The organism is Methylobacterium sp. J-067 (assembly GCF_022829465.1).
Classification (GTDB): Bacteria; Pseudomonadota; Alphaproteobacteria; order Rhizobiales; family Beijerinckiaceae; genus Methylobacterium; species Methylobacterium litchii.
Genome location: NZ_JAKSXZ010000123.1, coordinates 58,163 through 84,377, shown reverse-complemented (window position 1 = coordinate 84,377; position 26,215 = coordinate 58,163). Strand labels below are relative to the sequence as shown.

Annotated in this window: 26 protein-coding genes; 18 read left to right on the top strand and 8 right to left on the bottom strand. The window is 69.9% G+C overall.

Annotated features, from left to right (window positions below):
- Positions 1-37: 37 nt before the first annotated feature.
- From MKK52_RS17895 to MKK52_RS17885, 3 genes are read right to left on the bottom strand one after another with little or no spacing between them, the layout of a single operon-like run.
- Positions 38-505 (bottom strand): secondary thiamine-phosphate synthase enzyme YjbQ, encoded by a 468-nt coding sequence (locus MKK52_RS17895; RefSeq protein ID WP_243956075.1) that lies wholly within the window; start codon positions 503-505, stop codon positions 38-40.
- The gene (locus tag MKK52_RS17890; RefSeq protein WP_243956074.1) at positions 502-2,208 is read right to left on the bottom strand and encodes a cisplatin damage response ATP-dependent DNA ligase; all 1,707 of its coding nucleotides are present in this window, start codon (positions 2,206-2,208) and stop codon (positions 502-504) included. The genes MKK52_RS17895 and MKK52_RS17890 overlap by 4 nt, the downstream gene beginning before the upstream one ends.
- Entirely contained in the window at positions 2,205-3,251 is a 1,047-nt protein-coding gene (locus MKK52_RS17885) for a ligase-associated DNA damage response exonuclease (RefSeq protein ID WP_243956073.1), read from the bottom strand. Before MKK52_RS17885 ends, MKK52_RS17890 begins: the two co-directional genes overlap by 4 nt.
- A 79-nt stretch (positions 3,252-3,330) precedes the next feature.
- Between MKK52_RS17885 and MKK52_RS17880 the strand changes: the two genes are divergently transcribed.
- From MKK52_RS17880 to MKK52_RS17865, 4 genes are all read left to right on the top strand, one after another.
- Positions 3,331-4,272: a class I SAM-dependent DNA methyltransferase gene (locus MKK52_RS17880; RefSeq protein ID WP_243956072.1), complete on the top strand. Its 942-nt coding sequence runs from the start codon at positions 3,331-3,333 to the stop codon at positions 4,270-4,272.
- Positions 4,273-4,340: 68 nt separating this feature from the next.
- Entirely contained in the window at positions 4,341-5,117 is a 777-nt protein-coding gene (locus MKK52_RS17875) for a YoaK family protein (protein ID WP_243956071.1), read from the top strand.
- Between the two features lie 124 nt (positions 5,118-5,241).
- Positions 5,242-5,937, top strand: a complete 696-nt coding sequence (locus tag MKK52_RS17870; protein ID WP_243956069.1) for a ParA family protein — start codon at positions 5,242-5,244, stop codon at positions 5,935-5,937.
- A gap of 198 nt (positions 5,938-6,135) precedes the next feature.
- A complete protein-coding gene (locus tag MKK52_RS17865) occupies positions 6,136-6,417 on the top strand; it encodes a hypothetical protein (RefSeq protein ID WP_243956067.1) in 282 nt (93 codons plus the stop codon).
- Between the two features lie 89 nt (positions 6,418-6,506).
- Here MKK52_RS17865 and MKK52_RS17860 read toward each other — a convergent pair whose 3' ends face one another.
- Positions 6,507-7,379, bottom strand: a complete 873-nt coding sequence (locus tag MKK52_RS17860) for a transporter (RefSeq protein ID WP_243956065.1) — start codon at positions 7,377-7,379, stop codon at positions 6,507-6,509.
- Between the two features lie 108 nt (positions 7,380-7,487).
- Complete coding sequence (locus MKK52_RS17855) at positions 7,488-8,873, bottom strand: M20/M25/M40 family metallo-hydrolase (RefSeq protein WP_243956062.1); 1,386 nt, start codon at positions 8,871-8,873, stop codon at positions 7,488-7,490.
- A 214-nt stretch (positions 8,874-9,087) separates the two neighbouring features.
- Here MKK52_RS17855 and MKK52_RS17850 point away from each other — a divergent pair, with 214 nt between their 5' ends.
- The 5 genes from MKK52_RS17850 (at position 9,088) to MKK52_RS17830 (ending at position 13,648) form a co-directional block, all read left to right on the top strand.
- Entirely contained in the window at positions 9,088-9,615 is a 528-nt protein-coding gene (locus tag MKK52_RS17850; RefSeq protein ID WP_243956060.1) for a (2Fe-2S)-binding protein, read from the top strand.
- Entirely contained in the window at positions 9,612-10,619 is a 1,008-nt protein-coding gene (locus tag MKK52_RS17845) for an FAD binding domain-containing protein (protein ID WP_243956058.1), read from the top strand. The genes MKK52_RS17850 and MKK52_RS17845 overlap by 4 nt, the downstream gene beginning before the upstream one ends.
- 7 nt (positions 10,620-10,626) lie before the next feature.
- Positions 10,627-12,879 carry a xanthine dehydrogenase family protein molybdopterin-binding subunit gene (locus MKK52_RS17840; protein ID WP_243956056.1) on the top strand — a complete coding sequence of 751 codons (2,253 nt, stop codon included), beginning with the start codon at positions 10,627-10,629 and terminating at the stop codon, positions 12,877-12,879.
- A gap of 125 nt (positions 12,880-13,004) precedes the next feature.
- Complete coding sequence (locus MKK52_RS17835) at positions 13,005-13,442, top strand: EamA family transporter (protein WP_243956054.1); 438 nt, start codon at positions 13,005-13,007, stop codon at positions 13,440-13,442.
- Positions 13,443-13,495: 53 nt separating this feature from the next.
- Positions 13,496-13,648, top strand: coding sequence for a hypothetical protein (locus MKK52_RS17830; RefSeq protein ID WP_243956052.1), 153 nt, complete (start codon positions 13,496-13,498; stop codon positions 13,646-13,648).
- A gap of 6 nt (positions 13,649-13,654) precedes the next feature.
- On the opposite strand, the gene cynS is transcribed toward MKK52_RS17830, so the two are convergent.
- A complete protein-coding gene (cynS, locus tag MKK52_RS17825; protein WP_243956051.1) occupies positions 13,655-14,143 on the bottom strand; it encodes a cyanase in 489 nt (162 codons plus the stop codon).
- Positions 14,144-14,338: 195 nt separating this feature from the next.
- Between cynS and tsaE the strand changes: the two genes are divergently transcribed.
- From tsaE to MKK52_RS17805, 4 genes are all read left to right on the top strand, one after another.
- Entirely contained in the window at positions 14,339-15,919 is a 1,581-nt protein-coding gene (gene tsaE / locus MKK52_RS17820; protein WP_243956050.1) for a tRNA (adenosine(37)-N6)-threonylcarbamoyltransferase complex ATPase subunit type 1 TsaE, read from the top strand.
- A 36-nt stretch (positions 15,920-15,955) separates the two neighbouring features.
- Positions 15,956-16,699: a nucleotidyltransferase family protein gene (locus tag MKK52_RS17815; protein WP_243956049.1), complete on the top strand. Its 744-nt coding sequence runs from the start codon at positions 15,956-15,958 to the stop codon at positions 16,697-16,699.
- 42 nt (positions 16,700-16,741) lie between these two features.
- A complete protein-coding gene (locus MKK52_RS17810) occupies positions 16,742-17,536 on the top strand; it encodes an SDR family NAD(P)-dependent oxidoreductase (protein ID WP_243956048.1) in 795 nt (264 codons plus the stop codon).
- 94 nt (positions 17,537-17,630) lie between these two features.
- Positions 17,631-17,897, top strand: a complete 267-nt coding sequence (locus MKK52_RS17805; RefSeq protein ID WP_243956047.1) for a hypothetical protein — start codon at positions 17,631-17,633, stop codon at positions 17,895-17,897.
- Between the two features lie 12 nt (positions 17,898-17,909).
- On the opposite strand, the gene MKK52_RS17800 is transcribed toward MKK52_RS17805, so the two are convergent.
- Positions 17,910-19,187, bottom strand: coding sequence for a polyhydroxyalkanoate depolymerase (locus MKK52_RS17800; protein ID WP_243956046.1), 1,278 nt, complete (start codon positions 19,185-19,187; stop codon positions 17,910-17,912).
- A 188-nt stretch (positions 19,188-19,375) separates the two neighbouring features.
- Here MKK52_RS17800 and MKK52_RS17795 point away from each other — a divergent pair, with 188 nt between their 5' ends.
- The 5 genes from MKK52_RS17795 (at position 19,376) to purQ (ending at position 22,792) form a co-directional block, all read left to right on the top strand.
- The gene (locus tag MKK52_RS17795) at positions 19,376-20,770 is read left to right on the top strand and encodes an ActS/PrrB/RegB family redox-sensitive histidine kinase (RefSeq protein WP_243956044.1); all 1,395 of its coding nucleotides are present in this window, start codon (positions 19,376-19,378) and stop codon (positions 20,768-20,770) included.
- Between the two features lie 36 nt (positions 20,771-20,806).
- Complete coding sequence (locus MKK52_RS17790) at positions 20,807-21,406, top strand: ActR/PrrA/RegA family redox response regulator transcription factor (protein WP_243956041.1); 600 nt, start codon at positions 20,807-20,809, stop codon at positions 21,404-21,406.
- 101 nt (positions 21,407-21,507) lie between these two features.
- Entirely contained in the window at positions 21,508-21,738 is a 231-nt protein-coding gene (locus tag MKK52_RS17785; protein ID WP_243956040.1) for a hypothetical protein, read from the top strand.
- Between the two features lie 134 nt (positions 21,739-21,872).
- A complete protein-coding gene (purS, locus tag MKK52_RS17780) occupies positions 21,873-22,112 on the top strand; it encodes a phosphoribosylformylglycinamidine synthase subunit PurS (protein WP_243956038.1) in 240 nt (79 codons plus the stop codon).
- Positions 22,112-22,792: a phosphoribosylformylglycinamidine synthase subunit PurQ gene (gene purQ / locus MKK52_RS17775; RefSeq protein ID WP_243956037.1), complete on the top strand. Its 681-nt coding sequence runs from the start codon at positions 22,112-22,114 to the stop codon at positions 22,790-22,792. Before purS ends, purQ begins: the two co-directional genes overlap by 1 nt.
- A 246-nt stretch (positions 22,793-23,038) precedes the next feature.
- Here purQ and MKK52_RS17770 read toward each other — a convergent pair whose 3' ends face one another.
- Positions 23,039-26,203, bottom strand: coding sequence for a multidrug efflux RND transporter permease subunit (locus MKK52_RS17770; protein ID WP_243956036.1), 3,165 nt, complete (start codon positions 26,201-26,203; stop codon positions 23,039-23,041).
- Positions 26,204-26,215: the final 12 nt, after the last annotated feature.

The window sequence follows — 26,215 nt, the reverse complement described above, 5'->3', positions numbered from 1 at the left end:
ACCGTTAAGGCGGGGTGTGTTCCTGAATGTTTCGAGCCTACCCGCCCATCGCCGTCAGCAGCACCTCCCGGCGGTGCGGGCGGTCGCGGTGCTCGATCAGGTAGATCCCCTGCCACGTGCCGAGGGCGAGCCGGCCGCCGACGACCGGGACCACGAGGCCCGAATCCGTGACCATGGTGCGGATATGGGCGGGCATGTCGTCCGGTCCCTCCGAACCGTGGACATAGGCATCGTGCCGGGGGGCGAGGCCGTCGAGGGCGGTGAGGAGGTCGGTCTGCACGTCCGGGTCGGCGTTCTCCTGGATGGTGAGGGAGGCCGAGGTGTGCCGGCAGAACACGCTGGCGAGGCCGTTCCCGATGCCGCTCTCGTGCACGAAGCCGGCGATGGCGGCGGTGATGTCGGTGAAGCCCTGGCCGGGCGTGGCGACGATGAGCCGGCCGCTCGCCTGCTGCGTCACCGGCCCGGAGGACAACGCCTCGACCCGTCCGAATCGACCGCTCCTCATGCGTCCTCCTGCAGGCTGGCGCCGGGGGCGATCTCCGTCTCGCCCCGGGCGAGGATGCGCTCCAGCACGTCGATCCGGTCCGCCTCCGCCGGGGGCTTGTCCCAGCGGATGCGGCTGACGCGGGGGAAGCGCATCGCCACCCCCGACTTGTGGCGGGTGGAGCGTTGCACACCCTCGAAGGCGATTTCCAGCACCAGCCCGGCCTCGGGCCCGTAGGCGACCTCCCGCACCGGGCCGAAGCGCTTGGTCGTGTGGTTGCGGACGTAGCGGTCGAGCTTGGCGAGTTCCGCGTCGGTGAAGCCGTGATAGGCCTTGCCCACCGGCACCAGCTCGTCGCCGCCCTCCGGCGCTTCGCGCCACACGCCGAACGTGTAGTCCGAGTAGAAGGACGAGCGCTTCCCGTGCCCGCGCTGGGCATACATCATCACCGCGTCCACGATATGCGGCTCGCGCTTCCACTTCCACCACGGGCCCTTGGGGCGGCCGGGCAGGTAGACGCTGTTGCGGCGCTTGAGCATCACGCCCTCGATCGCGTCCGCATCCTCCCCGGCGCCCACGGAGGCCGGGTCGGCTCGGGCGGCGGCCAGCGCGTCCCAATCCGCGAAGGGCACGAGGGGCGAGATGTCGATGCGGGCGTGGTCGAGGCGGCGGATCACCGCCTCCAGCCGCTCCCGCCTCGCCGAGAACGGCTCGGGCCGCAGATCCTCGCCCTCGCTCGCGAGCAGGTCGTAGGCGCGCACATGCGCCGGGAACTCCTCCAGCAGCTTGCCCGTCACGGATTTCCGGTTGAGCCGCTGCTGCAGCACGTTGAAGCTCTGCACCCGGCCCTCGCGCAGGATCAGCAACTCGCCGTCCAGCGCCCCTTCGAAGGTGATCGCCTCCGCGAGGTCGGGGAAGGCCCCGGTGATGTCCTCGCCGGTACGGGAATAGACCCGTCCCACCTGCACGCCCTCGCGGTCGCGCCCGCCGACGAGCTGCACGCGGATGCCGTCCCATTTCCACTCGGCGGAGAAGGCCTCCGGCTCGAGCTTGTCGAGGTCGTCCCGCTCCTCGATCGGGTGCGAGAGCATCGGCGGCCGGAAGGGGGCCGGGTTCAGGGTCTCGGGGCGCTCGGCCCGTCCCTCGACCCAGGCGAACAGGCTGGCGAAGGGCGGCTCCAGCCCGTGCCACACCTCCTCGACGGCATCCGCTTCGTGCCCGCCCAGCGCCCCGACCGCCGTCTTGGCGAGCCGCGCCGAGACGCCGACGCGGAGGTTGCCCGTGACGAGCTTCAGGAGCGCCCAGCGCCCGGTCTCGTCCAGCGCGTCGAGCCAAGTGGCGAGATGGCCGGGCAGGTCCTTCTTCGCCGTACTGGCCAGGGTCTCCACCACCTCCGCGAGGCTCGGGGGAGGGGGATTGTTGTGGCCGATGCCGGCCCCGTCAGCCTCGGCCGGCGCGGGCCAGATCAAGGCCGTCGTCTCGGCGAGGTCGCCGACGTAATTGTGCGACAGGCGGAACAGCACCGGGTCGATGCGTGCCTCCACCAGCCCCCGGATCAGCGCCGGCTTGGCCTCGCGGAAGCTCAGCGAGCCGGTCATGGCGCCGAGGGCATAGCCGCGCTCCGGGTCGGGCGTCCGGGCGAAGTAATCCTGCAGCAGCCGCAGCTTGGCGTTGCGGCGGGGCTCGTAGCCGAGGCGGTCGAGGAGGTGGGCGAAGTCGTTCACGCCGCCTCCTCCGTGCCGGCCGCCACGGGCTCGGCCTCGCCGTCGTCGCCGTAGCCGAGGAGATGCAGGGGCTTGGCCCGGATGCCCACGCTGCCGCACCAATGGACCAGGGCGTCCTCCTGCCCATGCGTCACCCAGACCTCGCCCGCCCCGGTCTCGCGGATGGTCCGGCACAGGTCCGGCCAGTCGGCGTGGTCGGAGATCACGAGGGGCAGTTCCACGCCCTTCTGCCGGGCGCGGGCGCGCACCCGCATCCAGCCGGAGGCGAAGCAGGTGACCGGGTCGGGGAACTTGCGCGACCACACGTCCTGGATGGAGGAGGGCGGGCAGATCACGATGGCGCCCGCCAGGTCCTTGCGCTCGGCGGCCACCACCTTGCGCGTCTCGCCCAGCGGAATGCCCTCGCGCTTGTAGAGGTCGGTCAGCTTCTCCATCGCCCCGTGGAGATGGATCGGCCCGTCCCAGCCCTCCTCGCGCAGGAGCGCCATCACCCGCTGCGCCTTGCCGAGGGCATAGGCGCCGACGATGTGGGCGCGCTCGGGGAAGAGCCTCTGGGACGCGATGAGCTTGCGCACTTCGCCCCGCGTGTCGGGATGGGTGAAGACCGGCAGGCCGAAGGTCGCCTCGGTGATGAACACGTCGCAGGGCACGACCTCGAAGGGCAGGCAGGTCGGGTCCGGGGCGCGCTTGTAGTCGCCCGAGACGACGACCCGCACGCCCTCATGCTCGATGACGATCTGCGCCGAGCCGAGGACGTGCCCCGCCGGCACGAAGCGCACGGAAACGTCGCCGACGCGCAGGGTCTCCCCGAGCTTGGCCTCCTGCGAGGAGCCGCAAAAGTCCTCGCCGTAGCGCACGGCCATGATCCGCAGGGTCTCGGGGGTGGCCATCACATGGGCGTGGCCGGCGCGGGCATGGTCGGCATGGCCGTGGGTGATGAGCGCCCGCGCCGCCGGCCAGGTCGGGTCGACGTGGAATTGCCCGAGGGGGCAGTAGAGCCCCTCGCGGGTGAGGGTGAGCAGATCGCTCGCGCGTGTGGACATCGACCCTCGATCAGACACCTTGCGGGGCTCCGCCCCGCGCCCGCAAAAGGGCGAGTCCTTCTGAAACCCTGTTCGACGCATGTACGTCCCCCAGAGTTCCGGCGATCTCCTCGCCGACCGCCGTTATCGCTACGCCGAGGCCTGCCTCGCGGAGGGCGACGCGGCCGCCTGCGCCGACCTCGCTGCCCAGGCGGTGGAGATCGCCCCACGCTACGCCCCGGCATGGCTGCTCCTCGGGCGGGCGCGGGAGGCGCTGTTCGCCGCCACCCGTGAGGCCGCCGAGCGGGAGGCCGCGCTCGCGGCCTACGGGACGGCGCGCGGCCTCGACCCGGAGGATCGGATCGGCGCCGGGCTGCATCTCGCCCGGCTCGGGATGGGGGAGGGGGCCGCCCTCACCCCCGCCTATGTCCGCGCCCTGTTCGACGGTTACGCGCCGCGCTTCGAGCGCCACCTCGTGGAGGGGTTGCGCTATGTCGGGCCGGCCCTCGTGGCGGAGGTGCTGCCCGCCGCGCCGGCGCGCTTCGAAGCCGCCCTCGATCTCGGCTGCGGCACCGGCCTCGCCGGGGCGGCCCTCGCCCATCGGACCGGGCGCCTCACGGGCGTCGACCTGTCGCCGGCCATGCTGGCGCAGGCCTGCGCCAAGGGCTGCTACGACAGGCTCGTCGCGGCCGAACTCGGGGCGTTCCTGAGGGACGAGCCGGCGGAATCAGCCGATCTCTGCCTCGCGGCGGACGTGTTCATCTACTGTGCCGACCTCGCGCCGATCCTCGCCGGCATCGCCCGCGTGCTCCGGCCGGGCGGATGGGCGGCCTTCACGATCCAGTCGCCGCCGGAGGGCGAGGCGGACCCTCCGGTGCGCCTCGGCACGGACGGACGCTACGCCCATGCGGATGCTCACGTGCTCGCGGCGGCCGGGGCGGCCGGTCTCGCGGTGCGGGTGCTACGCGAGGCGACGGTCCGGTTCGAGGGGGGAAGGCCGGTGCCCGGTCGCATTGCCGCCCTGCAACCCGTGCTTGGATGAAACCTCGGCCGGCTCCGTCCATTAAAGGTCGGCCGCCATGGGGCGGCCTTAGTCACGGGGGGTGACGCATGGTCAACGAGCGGATCGAGAAGGACAAGTCCAGAGCCCCGGAGGACAAGTCGTTCCCCGCCGATCCACGGTCCCGCCTGTTCTTCGCCATCGCCCTGGCGATGCTCGCCGGGACCGCCGATTCCATCGGCTTCCTCGAATTCTCGCAGCTCTTCATGTCGTTCATGTCGGGCAACACCACCCGCTTCGGCGTGGCGGTGGCGAACGGCGACTGGGACAACGTTACCCGCGTGGCGAGCACCATCGCGGTGTTCTGCTTCGGCGCCTTCCTCGGCACGCTGATCGCGGCGGCGGTGGGCCGCTGGCGGCTCTCGGTGCTGTTGACGATGCAGGCGGCCCTGCTCGCCGCCGGCCTGCTCATGCCCTGGGGCACCTTCGCCTATCCGCTCCATGCCTACCCGATCGTGCTGGCGCTCGGCCTGCAGAACGCCACCCTTCAGGACGAGGGCGGCCGCTCCCTGGCCCTCACCTACGTGACCGGCGCCGTGGTTCGGTTCGGCACCGGCTGCGCCAACCTGCTGATGGGCACCGTGGCGCCCTCCTTCTGGATCCAGGCGCCGCTCTGGGCGGGCCTCAGCACCGGCGCCGTGCTCGGCGGCCTGCTCGATTACCGCTTCGGCGAGATGGCCTTCCTGTTCCCCGCCAGCCTCGCGGCGATCCTGGCCCTCATCGCCATCGCGCTCACCGTGGCGAAGCCGGGCAGCACCCTCGTCGCCGGCTCCTCGCCCGCGCCGGATGCAAGCCCCAAGGCGAAGATCATCGACGCGATCCACTGACACGACCCGCCGCCGGTTGTGGGCGAGGCGCGGCCTGCGGTTTTCCGCGGGCCGCGCCTGCCGTAAGCCTGCACCGCCCGGAATCAGGCGGCTCCCCGTCCGTGACCGGGGACGGAATCGCGCGATGGATCCCCGCCACACGGCCCCCCACACCAGTCCCAACCCCAACCCCAACCCCCGCCCCCGCGTGGTCGCGGTCGCCGTCCAGAAGGGCGGCACCGGCAAGACCACGCTCTCCGCCTCCCTCGCCGTCGCGGCGACCCAGGCCGGCGAGCGGGTGACGGCCTTCGACGCCGACCCGCAGGGCTCGCTCTGCGCCTGGGGCACCCTCCGGGGGGGACCCGAGCCGGTGGTCGACCGGCTGCGGCCCTGGGAATTCGCGCAGTTCCAGCCGATCCTCGACGAGCAGGCCGAGCAGGGGCGCACCCTCGCGATCATCGACACGCCGGGCTCCTCCATCGGCGGCGTCGCGGCGATCCTGCGGCTCGCCGACCTCGTGATCATCCCGATCCGCCCCTCGCGGCTCGACCTGATGGCGGCCCTGCCGACCATCGAACTCCTGGCCGGGCAGGGGCTCGGCGACCGCCTCGCCCTCGTCCTCAACCAGTGCCCGCCGCCGCCCTCGCCGCGCACGGGGCTCTACGCGCAGCAACTCGCCGGCCTCGGGATGATGGCCGAGCCCGCCCTGCTCCAGCGCGTCGATCATCAGGATGCCATCGCCCTGGGCCGGGGCGTCACGGAGCACGCGCCGGCCGGCTACGCGGCGTCCGAGATCCGCGCCCTCTGGTCCTGGATCGACCGGCGCATCGCCCGGCCCTGACGGCCGGGGCGGGGAATTAGTCCGCTTGTTCTCTTTCTATGTGTGTGAGCGCACCCAACAACGACAATAAAAGGATTAAATGACAGCTGGATATACTGTGCGCATGCGCACTTATACATTCGAAAATAGGCGCTATGTTCTTCTCATCGGCGCAGGACAGAGGGTCCGGCGCGAAGACACCTCGAAGGGGTTATTGACATGAAGCGCTTTGCGATCCTGGGCCTGGCCGTCACCGCTCTCGCCCTGCCGTCCCTGGCCCATGCCGAAGGCGGCGACGGCAGCCGCCAGGCGGCCGGCGGTGGCCACATGAGCAGCTACATCAGCGACCCGTACCACAACCCGAAGTCGCTCCATTCCCAGCGGATGGGCACGGGCCAGATCGCCGGCGCGCCGATGTTCCACGACGGGCACCGCGCCACGGTCAGCCGCGGCGTCGTAATCGCCCCGCACTGGGCCTCGGGCACCGCGCCCCGCCGCTAACGCCACCTGACCGGAAGAACCCCCGCGATCCGAGGATCGCGGGGGTTTTTTATTGGAGTAAGCGAAGACCAAGACCGAAGAAGGGGCGGTTATCCGCCCTGTTCCCGCGTCACGAGGGTGCGGTTGGGCGCGACGTCCTTCTTGTCCTGGTAGAGGGGGACGATGGCGCGCAGCCAGCCGCGGGTCTCGTAGCCGCCGTAGTTGCGCTCGATCACGTCGCGGGTGACGTAGGCCTGCAGGTTCACCGGCCCGAAATTGTAGCCGACGAGGGCGCCCACCGCGATCTGCCCCTGCCGCCGGTAGCCGGCGACGGCCGTCGGCAGGTCGGTGGAGCCAAAGGCCACCGGGCCGATCTCGAACTTGCCGAACCTCTTCGTCGCGGTGAGGTCGAGGTTCAGATAGTCCGGGTAGAGCACGCCGAAGGGCGAGCGCTCGTTCAGGAACGTGCCGTAGAGCAGGTTCGCTGTCAGGTTGAACCCGTTGCCGGTGTAGCTCGCCGCGAAGCGGTGCGAGAGCGAGGCTTCCTGGGTGAGGAAGCGGGTGTCGATCGGCAGGTAGCCGCCGAACAGGTAGCTCACACCGAAATCGTTGCCGAGGTCCCAGGCGAGCTGCCCGGCGAGCAGCGGCTGGCCGATGCCGCTTTGGTAGGATCCGCCGCGCGGGCTCGCCGCCGCCACCGGCTGCGTGAAGAAGAACTGGACCCGCGCGCCGAGCACCGTCCAGGGCGTCGCGAGGGCGAGCGTCGGCAGGTTGACGTTCGAGTCCGACGAGGCCGGGGCGGTGTCGCGCACGCCGAAGCTCGACAGGTTCACGAAATACAGGCCGACCGGCAATTGCGCGCCGGTCGGCAGGCCGATGGTCTGGCCCGGCTGGGCCGCCGAGCCCGCCTGCGCCGCGCTTCCCGCCAGGGCCACGCCCAGCCCTAGCCCGAGCGCCGTGGCCCGCTTCGCCCTCGTCCGCATCCACGCCTCCGCGTCCCGTCCCTGTTCGATGAGACGGCTACGCTTCGCGGATTCATCCGGCCGGGGCGGGGGAACGAGCCGGCGGCGTGTCCTATGGCACGGGGCGGCTCAGCCCCTTTCGCCCAACGCGGCGAGGATCCGCGCCCAGGACCGTGTGCCCTTGTGGAAGCTCGTTAGGTCGTACTTCTCGTTCGGCGAGTGGATGCGGTCGTCGTCGAGGCCGAAGCCGATGAGCAGCGTGTCCTTGCCGAGCAGCCGCTTGAAGTCGCCGACGATGGGGATCGAGCCGCCCGCACCCACCGTCACCGCCGGCACGCCCCATTCGGCTTCCAGGGCCGCCTTGGCGGTGGCGAGTTCCGGCATGTCGAAGGGCAGGCTGATGGCCCGCGAGCCCTTGTAGGTGACGATCTCGACCGAGCAATCGGCCGGCACCCGCTCGCGCACGAAGGCCTCGAAGCTTGTGGCGAGCGCCGCTGGGTCCTGGTCGTCCACGAGGCGGAAGGAGACCTTGGCCGAGGCGGTGGAGGCGATCACCGTCTTGGTGCCCTCGGCGGTGTAGCCGCCCCAGATGCCGTTCACGTCGCAAGCCGGGCGCGACTGCACGAGTTCCAGCGGCAGGCGCCCCTTCTCGCCGGCCGGCTCCTTGAGGCCGATGGGGCCGAGGAGCGACTCGGCGGTCATGCCGAGGCCGCGCCATTGCGCGATCACCTCGGCCGGGCGCTCGTGGACGCCCTCGTAGAAGCCGGGGACCGTCACCCGGCCGTCCGCGTCGTGCAGGTCGGCGACGATGCGCGACAGCACGTGGATCGGGTTGCGTGCGGCGCCGCCGAAGAAACCCGAATGCAGGTCGCGGTCGGCGCAGGTGACCTTCACCTCGAAGTAGCACAGGCCGCGCAGCGACGAGGTGATCTGCGGCGTCCGCGGATCCCACATCCCCGTGTCGCAGACGAGGACCACGTCGCAGCCGAGCCGGTCGCGGTTGGCCGCGACCCATTCCGGCAGCCCCTGCGAGCCGCTCTCCTCGGCGCCCTCGATGAGAATGGTGACGCCGCATGGGAGTTCGCCGCTCATGGCGAGATGCGCCCGGCAGGCTTCCACGAAGGTCATCACCTGCCCCTTGTCGTCCGAGGCGCCCCGGGCGACGATTCGCTTGCGGCCACCGTCGTTGGCGAGGCGCGGCTCGAAGGGCGGATGCGTCCAGAGGTCGAGCGGGTCGACCGGCTGCACGTCGTAATGGCCGTAGAACAGGACATGCGGCGCGCCGGGCTTCGGCTTGTGGGCCAGCACCACCGGGTGGAGGGAGGTCTCCTCCACGCTGGTCGCGAAGCCCAGCGCCGTCAGGTCGGCGGCCAGCCACGCGGCGGCCTCGCGGCACTGCCCGGCATAGGCTGGGTCGGTCGAGATCGACGGGATGCCCAGGAAGGCGAAGAGCCGTTCGAGCGCGTTGTCGAGATCCGTGTCGATGTCGTTCAGGATCGCGTCGAGTCCGGCCATCGCTCTCTCCGCCGTGTCGGGGACAGGCGCAGGGTTAGCCGAGGCCGGCGCCGGGCGGCAATGCCCTTCCGTCGCAGGGGCTCCCTCTTCGGAACAGGCTCAGTTTGGAATGGTTATCGACGGAACCGGTCGTGCAGGGGCCATCGCGATGCGCCCCGCCGCCGAACCTTCGTCTTTCCCGCCGGCTCCGCCGGCCCTTTTCGCGGACGACGCCATGCAGCTCGAACAGAGTCCGCCGGTCTCGGCGGACACGCCCATCGGCATCACGCTCACCATCAACGGCCAGCGCCGGGAGTTGCAGGTCACGCCCTGGACCACCCTCCTCGACCTCCTGCGCGAGCGGCTGGACCTCACCGGCACTAAGAAGGGCTGCGATCACGGCCAGTGCGGCGCCTGCACCGTGCTGGTGAACGGCACCCGCGTGAATTCCTGCCTCACCCTCGCGGTGATGAAGGACGGGGCCGAGATCACCACCGTCGAGGGTCTGGCGAGCCTCGGCGAGCGCAAGGGCAGCAACGCCCTGCACCCGATCCAGGAAGCCTTCATCGAGCACGACGCCTTCCAGTGCGGCTACTGCACCCCCGGCCAGCTCTGCTCGGCGGTGGGCATGATGGAAGAGGGCCACGCCCATAGCCGCGAGGAAATCCGCGAGGCCATGAGCGGCAACATCTGCCGCTGCGGCGCCTACACCAACATCGTCGATGCCATTGAGGATGTGATGCACCAGGGGGGCGCACGATGAACCGCTTCGAATACGTCCGCGCCGGCACGGTGGCGGAGGCGGTCGGCGCCTTCGGAGCGGGTTCCCGCTTCATCGCCGGCGGCACCAACCTCCTCGACCTGATGAAGTACGAGGTCGAGAAGCCCGGCCGGCTCATCGACATCACCCACCTGCCCCTCAAGGGCATCGAGGAGAAGGACGGCGGCCTGCGCCTCGGGGCGCTCGCCACCAACGCGAACGTCGCCTACGATTCCCGCGTGGCCGAGCGCTACCCGCTCCTGCGCAACGCGATCCTGGCCGGCGCCTCGGCGCAGCTGCGCAACGCCGCGACGACCGGCGGCAACCTGCTCCAGCGCACCCGCTGCTACTACTTTTACGATGCCGGCACGCCCTGCAACAAGCGCGAGCCGGGCTCCGGCTGCCCGGCCATCGGCGGCGTGAACCGCATCCACGCGATCTTCGGCACCAGCGACCAGTGCATCGCCACGCACCCGTCCGACATGTGCATCGCGCTCGCTGCCCTGGAGGCGACGGTGCAGGTGAGCGGGCCTGAGGGCGAGCGGACGATCCCCTTCGCCGAGTTCCACCGCCTGCCGGGGAACGAGCCGCAAAAGGACACGAACCTGAAGCCCGGCGAGATCGTCGTCGCCGTCGATCTGCCGGAGCAGGGTTTCGCGCAGAACTACACCTACCTGAAGCTGCGTGACCGGCTCTCCTACGCCTTCGCCCTGGTCTCGGTGGCGGCCGCCCTCGATCTCGACGGCGACACGATCAAGACCGCCCGGCTGGCGCTCGGCGGCGTCGCCCACAAGCCCTGGCGCAACAGGCAGGCCGAGGCCGAACTCGCCGGCAAGCCCGCCACGCGGGAGACCTTCACACGCGTCGCCGAGATGATCGTGGCCGAGGCGAAGCCTCAGTCCGAGAACGGCTTCAAGATCGAACTCGCCCGGCGGGCCATCGTGCGCGGCCTCGAACAGGCCGCCGCCGGCACGCCCCAGTCGCTCAGCGACAAGCGCATTCAGTGAGGTCCCGATGACCATTCAGATCAGCCCCGCCGCCGGCAATGACCGGCATGTCGGCAGCCCGCGCAGCCGCGTCGACGGCCCCGCCAAGGTCACCGGCCTCGCCAAATACGCCGCCGAGTTCACCGCCGAGAATCTCGTCCACGGCTACGTCGTCACGAGCACCATCGCCCGTGGCACGATCACCGGCCTCGACACCGCCAAGGCCGAGGCCGTTCCGGGCGTCGTGAAGGTGCTCACCCACGAGAACCGCCCGGACATGTCCGCGGACCCGAAGTCCTACCAGGACATGGTCGGCCCCCCCGGCGTGCCCTACCGCCCGCTCTTCGACGCGAACATCCTGTTCTCCGGCCAGCCGGTGGCGGTGGTGCTCGCCGAGGATTTCGAGACGGCGCGCTACGCCGCCTCCCTCGTCAAGGTCACCTACAAGGCTGAGACGCCCAAGACGGACATCGATACCCTCGTCGGCGAGGCCTACGACCCGCCGAAGAAGCGCGACGGCATCAAGCCGCCGCCGGAGCCGTGGGGCGATGCGGACGGGGCCTTCGCCAAGGCGCCGATCCGGGTCAACCAGCAGTACCGGATGGCCAACGAGCACCATAACCCGATGGAGCCCCACGCCACGACGGTGGTGGTGGAGCCGGGCGGCAGCTTCACGGTCTACGACAAGGTCCAGGGCGTCGCGAACACGCAGCAATACCTGACCGGCGCGTTCGGCCTGAAGCCGGAGCAGGTGCGGGTGCTCAACCCCTATCTCGGCGGCGGCTTCGGATCGGGCCTGCGCCCGCAATTCCAGGCCTTCCTGGCGATGCTCGCGGCCCGCGACCTCGACCGCTCGGTGCGGATCGTGCTCACCCGCGAGCAGATGTGGAGCTTCACCTACCGGGCCGAGGCGGTGCAGACCGTCTCCCTCGGCGCGGGCCAGGACGGCGCCCTCCAGGCCCTCAAGCACGATGCGGTGCATGGCACCTCGCGTTACGAGGATTACCAGGAGAACATCGTCAACTGGTCGGGTACGCTCTACGCCTGCGACAACGTCAAGCTCACCTACAAGCTCGCCAAGATCGACACGGCGACCCCCGGCGACATGCGCGCGCCCGGCGCGGTCTCCGGCCTGTTCGCCCTCGAGAGCGCCATGGACGAGCTGGCGCAGGAGCTGGGCAAGGATCCGATCGAGCTGCGGCTCATTAACTACACCGACCGGGAGCCCATCGAGGACAAGCCCTTCGGCTCGAAGGCGCTGAAGTCCTGCTTCACACAGGGTGCCGAGCGGTTCGGCTGGGCCAAGCGGACCCCTGAGCCCCGCTCCATGCGCGACGGGCGCGAGCTCGTCGGCTGGGGCGTTGCCTCCGGCATCTGGGAGGCGCTGATGATGCCCTCCAAGTGCCGCGCGGTGCTGACCGGCGACGGGAAGCTCGAACTCGGCAACTCCACCGGCGACATCGGCACCGGCACCTACACGATCCTCACGCAGATCGGCGCCGACACGCTGGGCCTGTCGATGGAGGACGTGACGACGAAGCTCGGCGACACGTCGCTCGCCGAGGCTCCGGTCGCGGGCGGCTCGTGGACGGCGGCCTCCTCCGGCACGGCGGCGATGAAGGCCTGCCGCGAGATCGCGGCCCAGGTCTTCGTGCTCGCCCGGCAGATGGACGATTCGCCCCTCGCCAACGCCGATTTCGAGCGGGTGGTCTTCTCAAAGGGGCGCATCGCGCTGGCCGACGATCCGTCCCGCTCGGTGGCCATCGTGGACGCGATGAAGGCCGGCGGCTTCGACCGGATCGAGGTCGTGGGCGAGGCCGGGCCGGATTCGGACTTCGCCAAGGAGTTCGAGTGCTTCACCCACCAGGCGGTGTTCGTCGAGGTGAAGGTCGATGAGGAGCTGGGTCAGGTCCGCGTCACGCGGGTGGTCTCGGCCATCGCGGCGGGCAAGATCCTCAACCCCAAGACGGCCCGGAGCCAGATCATCGGCGCCACCGTGATGGGGATCGGCTCGGCGCTGCACGAGGAGTCGATGCTCGACCACACCCTCGGCCGCTGGATGAACCGCAACCTCGGCGAGTACCATGTGCCGGCCCATGCCGACATCCACGACCTCGACGTGATCTTCGTGGACGAGGAGGACAAGGCGAACCCGCTGGGTGTGAAGGGCGTGGGCGAGATCGGCATCGTCGGCACGGCGGCGGCCATCGCCAACGCGGTGCACCACGCCACCGGCAAGCGCGTCCGCGACCTGCCGATCACCATCGAGAAGCTGCTGTAAGCGTCGTTGACCCCCTCTCCCCGCCTGCGGGGAGAGGGAATGATGGCCGACGGTGTGGTGGGCGGCGCTCCCGCAGGGCGTGGTATCGCTGGCCTGGGCGGGGGGACCCGCCGGAGGGCCTACCTTTGAGCGTACTTCTGCAATCCTGGCGCTTCTGGGCGATCCTGTCGGCGGTGTTCGCGGCGATGACCGCCATCCTCGCCAAGGTCGGCGTCTCGGGCGTCCCCTCCGACGTGGCGACCTTGGTCCGCACGGTGGTGATCCTGCTGTTCGCCGCCGCCATCGTCGTGGCGACGGGGCAGGGGGCCGCGCTGGGAACGATCTCCGGGCGCAGCCTGCTGTTCCTGATCCTGTCCGGCCTCGCCACGGGGGCCTCGTGGCTCTGCTACTTCCGCGCCTTGTCCCTGGGGGAGGCGGCCCGCGTCGCGCCCATCGACAAGCTCAGCGTGGTGCTGGTGGCGATCCTCGGCGCGAGCGTGCTGGGCGAGACCCTGAGCGCGGCGGCCTGGGCCGGCGTCGTGCTGATCGCGGCCGGCGCCGCCCTCGTCGCGTCCGGCTGGTAAGCCGGATCGTAACCTTTCCCGCCGATCCTCGGATCTCAACGCGGGAGGTGACGATGGAATGGGTCTATCGCGGCTTCGAAACGTCGCTCCTCGCCCTGACGCTGGCGCTCGGCCTCGCCGCCCTGGCGAGCCTCGGACCCCCGAAGGAGCCCGAGGCGACCTTGAGCGTCACCCTGCCGATGCTCAGCGTGACGGCGTCCCGGTAGACGGGCTCAGCCCTCCTTGAACCCGTATTCCGGCGTGCCCTCGTCGTTGCCGTAATACTTGTAGGGCAGGAACTTGCCCGACATCGTCAGCTTCACGCGGTCGCCCTTGTTGTTGGCCTCGCGCGCCATGTCCATGTTGAAGTCGATGGCCGACATGATGCCGTCGCCGAACTCCTCCTGGATCAGTTCCTTGAAGGTCGTGCCGTAGACCATCACCAGCTCGTAGAAGCGGTAGATCAGCGGATCGGTCGGCGGCATGGAGGGGATCGAGCCGCGATAGGGCGCCTCGTTGATCATGCGCTCCTCGGCCTCGGTGAGGCTGAACAATTCGGCGGCACGCTTCGCCTGCGCCTTGGGCAGCTTCATCTGGCCCATGCAGGCGGCGGTGATCAGGAAGGGCGACAGGCCGCCGATCTGCTCGTGGATGTACTTCCAGCTCCAGCCTTTTTCCCGCTTGATATCGAGCAGCTTCTCGGTGAGGTCTTCGCGCTTCATCCTGTCCTCCGCACCGTGACGTGCCTTCGTTGGTGTCACGGCGTTCCGCCGTGGCAAGCCCCGTGCCAGCCTGGACCGGGAGTTGCGGCCGTGCTTTCCCTGCACCGCCCCGTCGCGTTACCAGCGCGGCGGCGGGATTGGGCTTGCATCGGTCCCTGCTTTACGGACCATGCGTGCAAGCTCGCGGAGGTGGTTTTGGGCGGCGACGATCAGGACGTGCGCGAGGAAGGCGGCGAGGCGGGATCCGCCTGGGAATTCGTGTTGCCCGACGAGATGGCGACCGAGGACCTCGGCCTGTTCCTGTGCGAGTTCCTGCTGCCGGGGGACCGGGTGGCGCTCTCGGGCGGCCTCGGGGACGGCAAGACGACGCTCGCCCGCGCCATCATCCGCGAGTTGACGGGCGATCCCGCCCTCGAAGTGCCGAGCCCGACCTTTACCCTCGTGCAGCCCTACGCGGCCCGCGACGGGCGCTCCATCGTCCATGCCGACCTCTACCGGCTGCGCGACCCGGACGAGCTGGTCGAACTCGGCTTCGAGGAGATGGCCGAGGGGGCGATCACCCTGGTCGAGTGGCCGGAGAAGATGCCGGCCCAGGGCGGGCCCCTCCTCTCCGTCACCCTGGCCCTCCGGCCGGAATTCGGCGAGGGCTCGCGCTTCGCCCGGATCGAGGGCTTCGGCGGCATGCAGGCCCGCATCGACCGGGCGCGGGCGGTGCGCAAGCTCCTGGCCCGCGCCGGCTGGGACGATGCCGAGCGCATCCTGATGCAGGGCGATGCCTCGTCCCGCGCCTACGAGCGCCTGCGCAAGCCCGACGGCACCACGGCGGTGCTGATGATCTCCCCGGCCCGGGCGGACGGCCCGCCCGTGCGCGACGGCAAGCCCTATTCGGCCATCGTCCACCTCGCGGAGAGCGTCCACGCCTTCGTCGCCCTCGACCGGGGCCTGCGGGCGCTCGGCTTCTCGGCGCCCAAGGTCTACGGCGAGGACCTGACCGAGGGGCTGCTGATCCTCGAAGACCTCGGCAGCGAGCCGGTGATCGAGAACGGCGCCCCCCGGCCGGAGCGCTACGCGGAGGCGGTGCGGCTGCTCGCCAAGCTCCACGCCACCGACCTGCCCGCCGTGTTGCCGGTGGCGGAGGGGATCGACCACGTCATCCCGCCCTACGACAAGGAGGCGCTGCTCTTCGAGGCGGAGCTTCTGCCGGAATGGTACGCCCCCGCCATCCGGGGCGTGAGCCTCACGCAGGAAGTCCGTGACGAGTTCGTCGCCCTGTGGCGCGAGGCGCTGGACGGGGCCATCCCCGCCCGCCCGACCTGGACCCTGCGCGACTACCATTCCCCCAACCTGATCTGGCTGCCGAACCGGGAGGGTCTGGAGCGGGTCGGCGTCATCGACTTCCAGGACGCGGTGATGGGCCATCCGGCCTACGACGTCGCCTCCCTGCTGCAGGATGCCCGCGTCGACGCCAGCGCCGACTTCGAATTGCGCCTGCTCGGCCTCTATGTCCGCGAGCGCCGCGCCCGCGATCCGAACTTCGACATGGGCGCCTTCGCCACCGCCTACGCGCTGCTGGCGGCGCAGCGGGCGACGAAGATCCTCGGCATCTTCGCCCGGCTCGACCGGCGGGACGGCAAGCCCGGCTACCTCGCCCACCTGCCGCGGATCGAGGGCTACCTCGCCCGCAACCTCGCCCATCCGGCGCTGGCGGCCGTGCGGGACTGGCACGCGCGGCACCTGCCCGGCACCGTCGCCGATAGCCAAGAGGCCGACAGCTAAGAGGCCTGATTCCGCGCGACGGCCAGGATGACTTCCATGAGCGACGCCCCCGAGACCCCGATCACCCGCGCCTTCGTGCTGGCCGCCGGCCTCGGCACGCGGATGCGGCCGGTGACGGACACCCTGCCGAAACCCCTGGTGGCGGTGGCGGGCAAGCCGCTCCTCGACCACGCCCTCGACCGGGCGGCCGAGGCGGGGCTGACGGACGCGGTGGTGAACGTCCACTGGCTCGCGGAGCAGATCGAGGCGCATCTCGCCCGCCGGACGGGGCCGCCGCGCCTCACCGTCTCGGATGAGCGCGAGGCGCTGCTGGAGACCGGCGGCGGCATCCGCAAGGCGCTGCCGCTGATGGGCGCGGCGCCCTTCGTGGTGCTGAACTCCGATTCCTTCTGGCTCGAAGGCCCGGTGCCGAACCTGTCGCGCCTCATCGCCGCGTGGGACGGCGCGCGCATGGATGCGCTCCTCCTCGTGGCGCCCACCACGACGAGCCTCGGCTACGAGGGCGCGGGCGACTTCCTGATGGCGGCGGACGGGCGCCTGGAACGGCGCGGCGAGCGCAAGGTCGCCCCCTTCATCTACGCGGGCGTCGCGATCCTGAAGCCCGCCCTGTTCGCGGACACGCCGGAGGGTGCCTTCTCCCTCAACCGGCTGTTCGACAAGGCCATCGCCTCGGAGCGGCTCTTCGGCATGCGCCTCGACGGGCAATGGCTGCATGTCGGCACCCCGGAGGCGATCCGCGCCGCCGAGGAGCGAGTCCGGGCCAGCACCCGGATTCCGTAAGTTCAAGGGCCGCCGGGCCCACCCCGCGACGGAGATCGCACCATGCAGGAAACCCCAAGGTCGGCCGAAGGCCGCATCGCCCTCGTGACGGGGGCGGCGCGGGGCATCGGCCTCGCCAGCGTCGAGCGCTTCCTCGCGGAGGGCTGGAAGGTCGCCCTCCTCGACATCGACGGCGGCAACCTGGAGGCCGCGATGGGCCGCCTCGCCAAGCCCGACGCGACGCTGGCCATCGTGGCCGACGTCTCCGATCCGGCGCAGGTGAATGCGGCGGTCCGGCAGGTGGAGGAGCGGTTCGGCCGGCTCGACGCCCTCGTCAACAACGCCGGCATCGCGATCTTCAAGCCGCTCCTGGAGACGACCTTCGAGGATTGGTCGAAGGTGCTCGCCGTGAACCTGTCGGGGCCGTTCCTCTGCACCCAGGCGGCGGCGCCCCTCATGGCCGCCCATGGCGGCGGGGCGGTGGTGAACATCACCTCGATCTCGGGCCTGCGCGCCTCGACGCTGCGGGTCGCCTACGGGACCAGCAAGGCCGGGCTCGCCCAGCTCACCAAGCAGCAGGCGGTCGAACTCGCCCAGCATGGCATCCGCGTGAACGCCGTCGCCCCCGGCCCCGTGGACACCGCCATGGCCAAGGCGGTCCACAGCCCCGAGATCCGCGCCGCCTACCACGACGCGGTGCCGCTCGCCCGCTACGGGCTTGAGAGCGAGTTGGCGAACGTCATCGTGTTCCTGTGCTCGGAGAAGGCGTCCTACGTGACGGGGCAGGTCGTGGCCGTCGATGGCGGCTTCGAGGCCACCGGCATCGGCCTGCCGGCTCTGCGCGGACACAACGGTTAATCGCGCACTAAACACATCTGCGCGATTTTGTTCGATATCGGCGGCTGGACAACCTTAAGGCAACGTCTTGCCGTTATTGCGGATGACGGAGGCGATGGCGACCGCGAGAGACGCGGCGCCCGCCCGCCGAGGATTCCGCCCCGTGAACTACACCGTCACTGCCCGCTGCGCCGTCGGCCGCCGGGACCATCGCCATGCCTCGCTCCTGGCGGCCCTCGACCAGGCCATGAGCCTGTCGGCCGCCGGCCTCGCGGAGGTGGCGATCATCGACGGCGACGGGCGCTCCGTGACGCCGGGCACCCTCTACCGGACCCTGTTCGGCCCGCGCCCCGCCGCGCAGCCGGCGGCGAAGGCGGCCTGAGCCGCCCGCGTCTCAGCCGACGCTGCGCAGATAGACCGGCCGCCGGGTGGATTCGGCGGCCATCTCGCGGATGAAGGACGCGATGCGCGGCGCGATGATCGAGCGGTAGCGCGAGCCGTTGAACACGCCGTAATGCCCGACGCCCTCCTGCAGGTGGTACGCCTTGCGGGAGGCGGGCAGGTTCGGCGTCATGTCCAGGGCGGCCTTGGTCTGGCCGACGCCGGAGATGTCGTCGTTCTCGCCCTCGACGGCCAGGATGGCGCAGCGGCGGATGGCGGCCGGGTCCACCGGCACCCCGCGCGAGACCATCTCCCCCTTCGGCAGGGCTTGGTTCACGAACACGGTCTGCACGGTCTGCAGGTAGTACTCGGCGGTGAGATCCATCACCGCGAGGTACTCGTCGTAGAAGTCCCGGTGCTTCTCGGCCGAATCGCCGTCACCCCGCACCAGATGGTCGAACATGTCGATGTGGGCGGTGACGTGCCGGTCGAGGTTCATCGCCATGAAGCCCGACAATTGCAGGAAGCCGGGATAGACCCGCCGGAAGGCCCCCGGATAGATCGGCGGCACGAGGCTGATCGTGTTCTGCTCGAACCACTCCTGCCCGCGCTCCTGGGCGAGGCAGTTCACGGCGGTGGGCGAGCGGCGGGTGTCGATGGGGCCGCCCATCAGCGTCATCGAGACGGGGACGTGCGGCTCGTCCTCGGCCTCCATCAGCGCCACCGCGGCCATCACCGGGACGGCCGGCTGGCACACGGCCATGACGTGCAGGTCCGGCCCGAGTTCGGCGAAGATGTCGCGCAGGTAGTCGATGTAGGTGTCGAGGTCGAAGGGCCCGGCGAGCAGCGGCACCATCCGCGCGTCGGTCCAATCGGTGATGAACACCTGATGGTTCGGCAGCATCGCCTCGACGGTGCCGCGCAGCAGGGTGGCGTAGTGGCCCGACATCGGCGCGACGATGAGGAGCTTAGGCTGCGGCTCGGCGGGTGGGGTGCGGACGGCGCGGTCGAAGGCGATCAGCCGGCAGAACGGACGCTCCGAGACGACGCGCTCGGTCACGGGCACCGTCTGGCCCTCGACGACGGTCTCGGTGAAGCCGAAGGCGGGCTTGCCGTAGCGCCGCGTCACCCGCTCGAACATCTCGCAGCCCGCCGCGATGGAGCGGGCGTAGGGCGAGTAGGCGAGGGGGTTGGCCGGGCTCTTGATGCTGTAGCGGGTGAGGTCGGCTGCGAGGCGCGCCGGAGCCATCATCATCCGCGCGCCTTCGAACAGTCCATAGGCCAGCAGCATGGGGGATCCCTCGGCAACGGGGCTCGCCCCGTCTGGAAAGCGGCAACCCCATGCTCAAGATGAAGGTTCCCCCTGAATGGGGCCGTAACGGCGCGGCGCCTCGCCCCACCCGAGGGTGAAACCGGGATTGTCCGGGCTTTCTGCCGCGATCGATGTGGGTTCTGGCCGGAGCACCCTAGTTTCCTGGGATGCATACGATCCAGGAGCGACTGACCGGACTCGACGGCAGGGCGCGGCAGCTTCGGCTCGATACCTTCGTCAGGCTCCGCTGGCTCGCCATCACCGGGCAGAGCGCGGCCGTGGTCGGGGCTCAGTTCGGGCTGGGCCTGAACCTACCCTTCGGCTGGTGCTTCCTCGTCATCGCCGCCTCGTCGTGGCTGAACCTCGCCCTGCGCATCCGCTTCCCGGCGAGCTACCGGCTGAACGCCGATTCGGCGGCCCTGCTGCTGGCCTTCGACATCGTGCAGCTGGCCGCGCTCCTGTTCCTCACGGGCGGGTTGCAGAACCCGTTCTCGCTCCTCTTCCTTGCCCCGGTCCTCATCTCGGCCACCGCCCTGCCGCCGGAGCGCACCCTGGCGCTGGGGCTGCTGGCCATCGGCCTCGCGACGCTGCTCGCCCTGGTCCACCGGCCGCTGCCCTGGTTCGCGGACGGCAAGATCGAACTGCCGTTCCTCTACGTCTCGGGGGTCTGGACCGCGATCCTCCTCGGCACCGCCTTCACCGGCGTCTACGCGTGGCGGGTGGCGGAGGAGGCGCGCCAGCTCGCCCAGGCGCTCGCCGCCACCGAACTCGTCCTGGCCCGCGAGCAGCACCTGTCGCAGCTCGACGGGCTCGCGGCGGCGGCGGCGCACGAACTCGGCACGCCGCTCGGCACGATCATGGTCGTCTCGAAGGAACTGATCCGCCAGCTGGGGCCGGATGCCTCCCCGGCGGTGGCGGAAGACCTCGCCCTCCTGCGCGAGCAGGTCGACCGCTGCCGCGGCATCCTCGGCAAGCTCACCTCCCTCGACGGCGAGGGCGAGGGCGACTTCCTCACCACCGTCACGTTCAGCCACCTCGTGGAGGAACTGGTGGCGCCGCAGCGGGCGCTCGGCGTCGTCATCGACGCCTCCTGCCATGGCGAGGGGCCGGAGCCCTCCTGCCGCCGCAACCCCGGCGTGATGTTCGGCCTGGGCAACATCCTCGACAACGCGGTCGACTTCGCCAGCACGCGGGTCGCCATCACCGGCCAGTGGAACCACGACCGGGTCTGGATCGAGATCCGCGACGACGGGCCGGGCTTCTCGGCGGAGGTGCTGCTGCGCGCGGGCGAGCCCTACGTGACCACCCGCAGCGTCGAGCAATCGCAGGACGGCGGCAGCGCGACGGTCGGTCTCGGCCTCGGCCTGTTCATCGCCAAGACGTTGATCGAGCGGTCCGGCGCGCAGATCAGCCTGTCGAACGCGGCCGCGGCCAATGCCCATGGTGCCATCGTCCGGGTTTCGTGGGCGCGGCATATCTTCGAAAGAGGAGCCGTTCCGCGCCATTCTCCGGAGATAAGTGGTTCCGCGCCCCTGCCGCCGCGCGACATCGTGCCTATATAAAGGTTTCAACAGAGACATCTTCGAAAGGGACCCCCGATGCTCACGCAATCCGGGACCTCCGCGGCGACCGATGCCGCGATCTTGAGCGATTCCGATCCGCTTGCCGCCTTCACCGATCGCAGCCTGCTGATCGTGGATGACGACAAGCCCTTCTCCACCCGTCTCGCGCGGGCGATGGAAAGCCGTGGCTACCATGTCCAGGTGGCCGAAAGCGTCGCCGAGGGCGTGTCCGCCGTCGAGTCCCATGCCCCCGCCTTCGCGGTGATCGACATGCGCCTCGGCGACGGCAACGGCCTCGATGTCATCGCCCGGCTCAAGGAGCGCCGGCCGGAGGCGCGCGGCGTCATCCTCACCGGCTACGGCAACATTGCCACGGCGGTGACGGCCGTGAAGCTCGGCGCGTTCGACTACCTCGCCAAGCCCGCCGACGCCGACGAGATCCACGGCACGCTCATGGCCCAGCCGGGCGAGCGCGCGGATCCGCCGGAGAACCCGATGTCCGCCGACCGGGTGCGGTGGGAGCACATTCAGCGGGTGTATGAACTCTGCGGTCGCAATGTCAGCGAGACGGCGCGCCGCCTGAACATGCACCGCCGGACGCTCCAGCGCATCCTGGCCAAGCGCGCCCCGCGCTGAGCGGGCGCGACCCGGGCGGCGCTGCTTGCGCCGCCTGCCCGCCCTGAGGTAGCAGGACGCCTTGCGAGCCCGGTCGACGGGCGGCGGGAAGGGCTGAACTCGTGAACGCACGCAATGCGGTCACCATCCTGAGCATGATGGTCCTGGTGGGCACGGAGGTGTTCGCCGTGGCGATCGCGGCCGGCTGGGCGCTGGCGGGTCTGTTCGACCTCGGAGACCGGGTCGGCCATGTCCTGATGGGGCTCTTCAGCCTGTTCGCCGCCTGGATCATGCTCCAGCTCTGGCGCCGCGCCACGAGCATCGAGCCGATCACCCAAGCCAGACGGTCCTGAATCCTGCGTGCCGTGCAGGGTGGCGGACCTTTCTCAACGTTCGACAAGGTGAGCGGGCTGATCTAAGGATCGCCGATCACGTTTTCGATGTCGCCGGCGCGGTGCGCGCTCGGCAACCGGTGAGTTAAACAGCGATGAAAGCCCGAATCACCGTCACCCTGAAGACCGGCGTGCTGGATCCCCAGGGCAAGGCGATCGAGGCGGCCCTGAAGTCGCTCGGGATCGCCGGCATCGAGGGTGTCCGGCAGGGCAAGGTCTTCGATCTCGAGGTCGCCGCCGCCGATTCCGCGTCGGCCCAGGAGACCTTGAAGGCGGCCTGCGAGAAGCTTCTCGCCAACACCGTCGTCGAGAATTACGCGATCGAGATCGCCTGATGCACGCGGCCATCGTCGTCTTCCCCGGGTCGAACCGCGAGGCGGATGTCGCGCGGGCGCTGCGGCTCTCGGGGGCGAAGGTCTCGATGGTGTGGCACGCCGACACGGCGCTGCCCGCCGGCACCGACCTCGCCGTCCTGCCCGGCGGCTTCTCCTATGGCGATTACCTGCGCTGCGGCGCCATCGCGGGCCGGGCAGCGGCCATGGATGCGGTGCGCGCCCACGCGGCCCGGGGCGGCCTCGTGCTCGGCATCTGCAACGGCTTCCAGATCCTGTGCGAATCGGGCCTGCTGCCCGGCGTCCTGATGCGCAACGTCGACCGCCGGTTCATCTGCCACCGGCAGACCCTGCGGGTCGAGCGCACCGACACGCGCTTCGCCCGCGCCTACACGGCGGGGCAGGTGATCGACGTCTGCGTCGCCCATGGCGAGGGCAATTACTTCGCCGATCCCGACACCATCGCCCGGATCGAGGGCGAGGGCCGCGTGGCCTTCCGCTACTGCGACGAGGCGGGGCAGACCACAATCGCCGCCAACCGCAACGGCTCGCTGAACAGCATCGCCGGGATCTATTCGGAGAAGGCCAACGTCCTCGGGATGATGCCCCACCCGGAGAACTTCGTCGAAGGCCTGATCGGCGGCACGGATGGGCGCGGCCTGTTCGAGAGCCTCGCGGCCTGAGGCAGTTCTCTTTCGGGAACAGGGTGGGGCACGGATAGACTGATTTCGGTCAGTCTTCGCCGTGCCCGGCGGACTGCATTTAATGCGGCGTTAAGGTTTTCACTTCATGAAGGAGGCATCCAGTTTTCTGGATGTCGAGTGCGACCCGGTTTCGTCCACTCTGTTTGATGCCTCCCTGATGACTCGTTCAGCCGCCCCTCGGGGCGGCTTTTTTCGTCGCCCCGGGGGAAGAAGGGGAGCGCCGCCTCACTCAGCGGCGCTCGCGTGGATGCGGGGCGTAGGGCTCTCCGGCGCGGCGGCCTGCTCGCCCTCCCGCACCGCCTTCCGGCGGAAGACGCGCATCACCACCACGAAGAAGACCGGCACGAAGAACACCGCGAGCACGGTCGCCGTGATCATGCCGCCCATCACGCCCGTGCCGATGGCCTGCTGGCTCTTCGAGGCGGCGCCGGTGGCGATGGCCAGCGGCACCACGCCGAAGATGAAGGCGAGCGAGGTCATCACGATGGGCCGGAAGCGGAGCGTCGCCGCGTCGATGGCCGCCTTCACCACGGAGGTGCCGGGCTTCCACAGGTCCTTGGCAAATTCCACGATCAGGATCGCGTTCTTGGCCGAGAGGCCGATGATCGTGATGAGCCCGATCTTGAAATACACGTCGTTGGGCATGCCCCGCAGCATCACCGCCGCCACGGACCCGATCACCCCCAGCGGGATGACGAGGAGCACCGAGACGGGAATCGCCCAGCTCTCGTAGAGGGCGGCGAGGCACAGGAAGACGATCAGCACCGAGAGGGCGAGCAGCAGCGTCGCCTGGCTGCCCGCCAGCTTCTCCTGCTCGGACTGGCCGGTCCAGGCATAGCCGAAGCCCTTGGGCAGCTGGAGCATCAGTTGCTCCATCTCGGTGATCGCATCGCCGGTGGTGAAACCCGCCCGGGGTTCGCCGGTGAAGCGCACCGATTGGTAGCCGTTGAAGCCGACGATCTGGCTCGGCCCCACCCCCCATTTCAGTTCGGCGAAGGAGGACATCGGCACCATGGTGCCCGTGCTGTTCTTCACCGCGTAGTTGAGGATGTCCGCCGCGTTGAGCCGCTGCAGCTGCTCGGCCTGGACGTAGACGCGCTGCATCTTGCCCCGGTTCGGGAAGTCGTTGGTGTAGACCGAGCCGAGGTTCACCTGGATGACGTCGTTGATGTCCTCGAACTTCACGCCGAGCGCCGCCGCCTTCTCGCGGTCGATGATGAGCTCGGCCTGGGGCGTGGCGGGCAGGCCCTCGATCTTCACGTTCTTCAGGACGGGGCTGCGCCGGGCGATGGCCAGGAGTTGCGCCTGCGCGGCGGTGAGGGCCGCGTAGCCCCGCTGCGCCCGGTCCTGCAGGCGGAACGAGAAGCCCGACGCGTTGCCGAGGTTGTCGACCGGCGGCGGTTCCTGCGCGTCGATCATCGCATCCCGGTAGTTCCCAAGGGCGTCGTTGGTGCCCTTCACCAGGGCGGCGGCGGAACTGCTCGCGTCGCGCTCGTCCCAGGGCTTCAGGGTCACGAAGGCCTGGCTGGTGTTCGGCCCCTGGCCCGAGAACGAGAAGCCGTTGAGGATCGTCACCGTGGCGACGCCGGGCTGGGCGAGGAGATGCTCCTCCACCTTGCGCACCGCCGTCATGGTTCGGTTGAACGAGGCGCCGGGGGGCGTCTGCACGTCGACGGTGAAGAAGCCCTGGTCCTCCACCGGCAGGAAGCCCTCCGGCAATTGCACGAAGGCGTAGGCCGTGCCCGCGACCAGGGCGAGGTAGACCAGCATCACCCGGCCGGACTTTCGGATGAACCACGCTGTGCCGCGCCCGTAGCGGGCGGTCTCCCGGTCCACGAACCGGTTGAACATCCCGAACACGCCGCCCTTGGCGTGGCCGTGACCCTTCTCGATGGGCTTCAGGAAGGTGGCGCAGAGCGCGGGCGTCAGCGACAGGGCGAGCAGCGCCGAGAAGGCGATGGACGTGACCATCGCGATGGAGAACTGCCGGTAGATGATGCCCACCGAGCCGGGGAAGAACGCCATCGGCACGAACACCGCCATCAGCACCAGGGTGATGCCGATGATCGCCCCGGTGATCTGGTCCATGGCCTTCTTGGTGGCCTCCTTCGGGAGCAGCCCCTCCTCGTTCATGATGCGCTCGACGTTCTCGACCACGACGATGGCGTCGTCCACGAGGATGCCGATGGCGAGCACCATGCCGAACATGGTGAGCACGTTCACGGAGAAGCCCGAAAGCCACATCACCGTCACCGTGCCCATCAGGGCGATGGGCACGACGATGGTCGGGATCAGCGTGTAGCGGATGTTCTGCAGGAACAGGAACATCACGAGGAAGACGAGGATCACCGCCTCCACGAGGGTGTGCAGCACCTTCTCGATCGAGGCCTTCACGGCCGGGGTGATGTCGTAGGGGATGTCCCATTTCAGCCCCGGCGGGAAGAACTGCGACAGCTCCTCCATCTTGGCGCGGATGGCCTTGGCGGTCTCCAGGGCGTTGCCGTCGGGGGCGAGAGTCACCGAGATGCCGGCCGCCTGCCCGCCGTTGAGGCGGGTCGAGAACTGGTAGGCGTCGCCGCCGAGTTCGATCCGGGCGACGTCGCGCAGGCGCACGTTCGAGCCGTCCGAATTCGCCCGCAGGACGATGGCCCCGAAATCCTCCACCGTGGAGAGCTGGCCCTTCACGACGATGGGCGCGGTGAGCGCGTTGGCGGACGGGCTCGGCTGCGCGCCGACCGCGCCGGAGGCGATCTGGATGTTCTGGTTGCGGATCGCGTCGCTGACGTCGCCGGGCGTCAGCGACAGGCCGCGCAGCTTGTCGGGATCGACCCAGACCCGGAGGGAGCGTTCCGTCGAGTAGAGCGTCGCGCGCCCGACGCCCGGGATGCGGCGGATCTCGTTGATGACGTTGCGGATCAGGAAGTCGCCGAGGCCGACCTCGTCCATACCGCCATCGGTGGAGACGAGGGTGATGATGTTGAGCGTCGCGGCGGAGGCCTCCTCCACGAGGATGCCGTTCTGGCGCACCTCCAGGGGAAGGCGGGCCTCCACGCGCTTGAGGCGGTTCTGCACCTCCACCGAGGCGAGCGACGGGTCGGTGCCGGGCCGGAAGGTGGCGGTGATGTTCACGGAGCCGAACGAGTCGGTGGTCGACTCGAAGCTCATGATGTTGGCCGCGCCGTTCAGCTCATCCTCGATGAGCCGGGTCGTGCCCGTGTAGAGGCTCTCCACCGAGGCGCCGGGGAAGGCGGTCGAGAGGGCGATGGAGGGCGGCGCGATCACCGGATACTGCGCCACCGGCAGGTTCGGGATCGCCAGCGCGCCGCCGAGCAGGATGAACAGCGCGACGACCCAGGCGAAGACCGGGCGGTCGATGAAGAAGCGGGCCATGAAGCGCCTCCC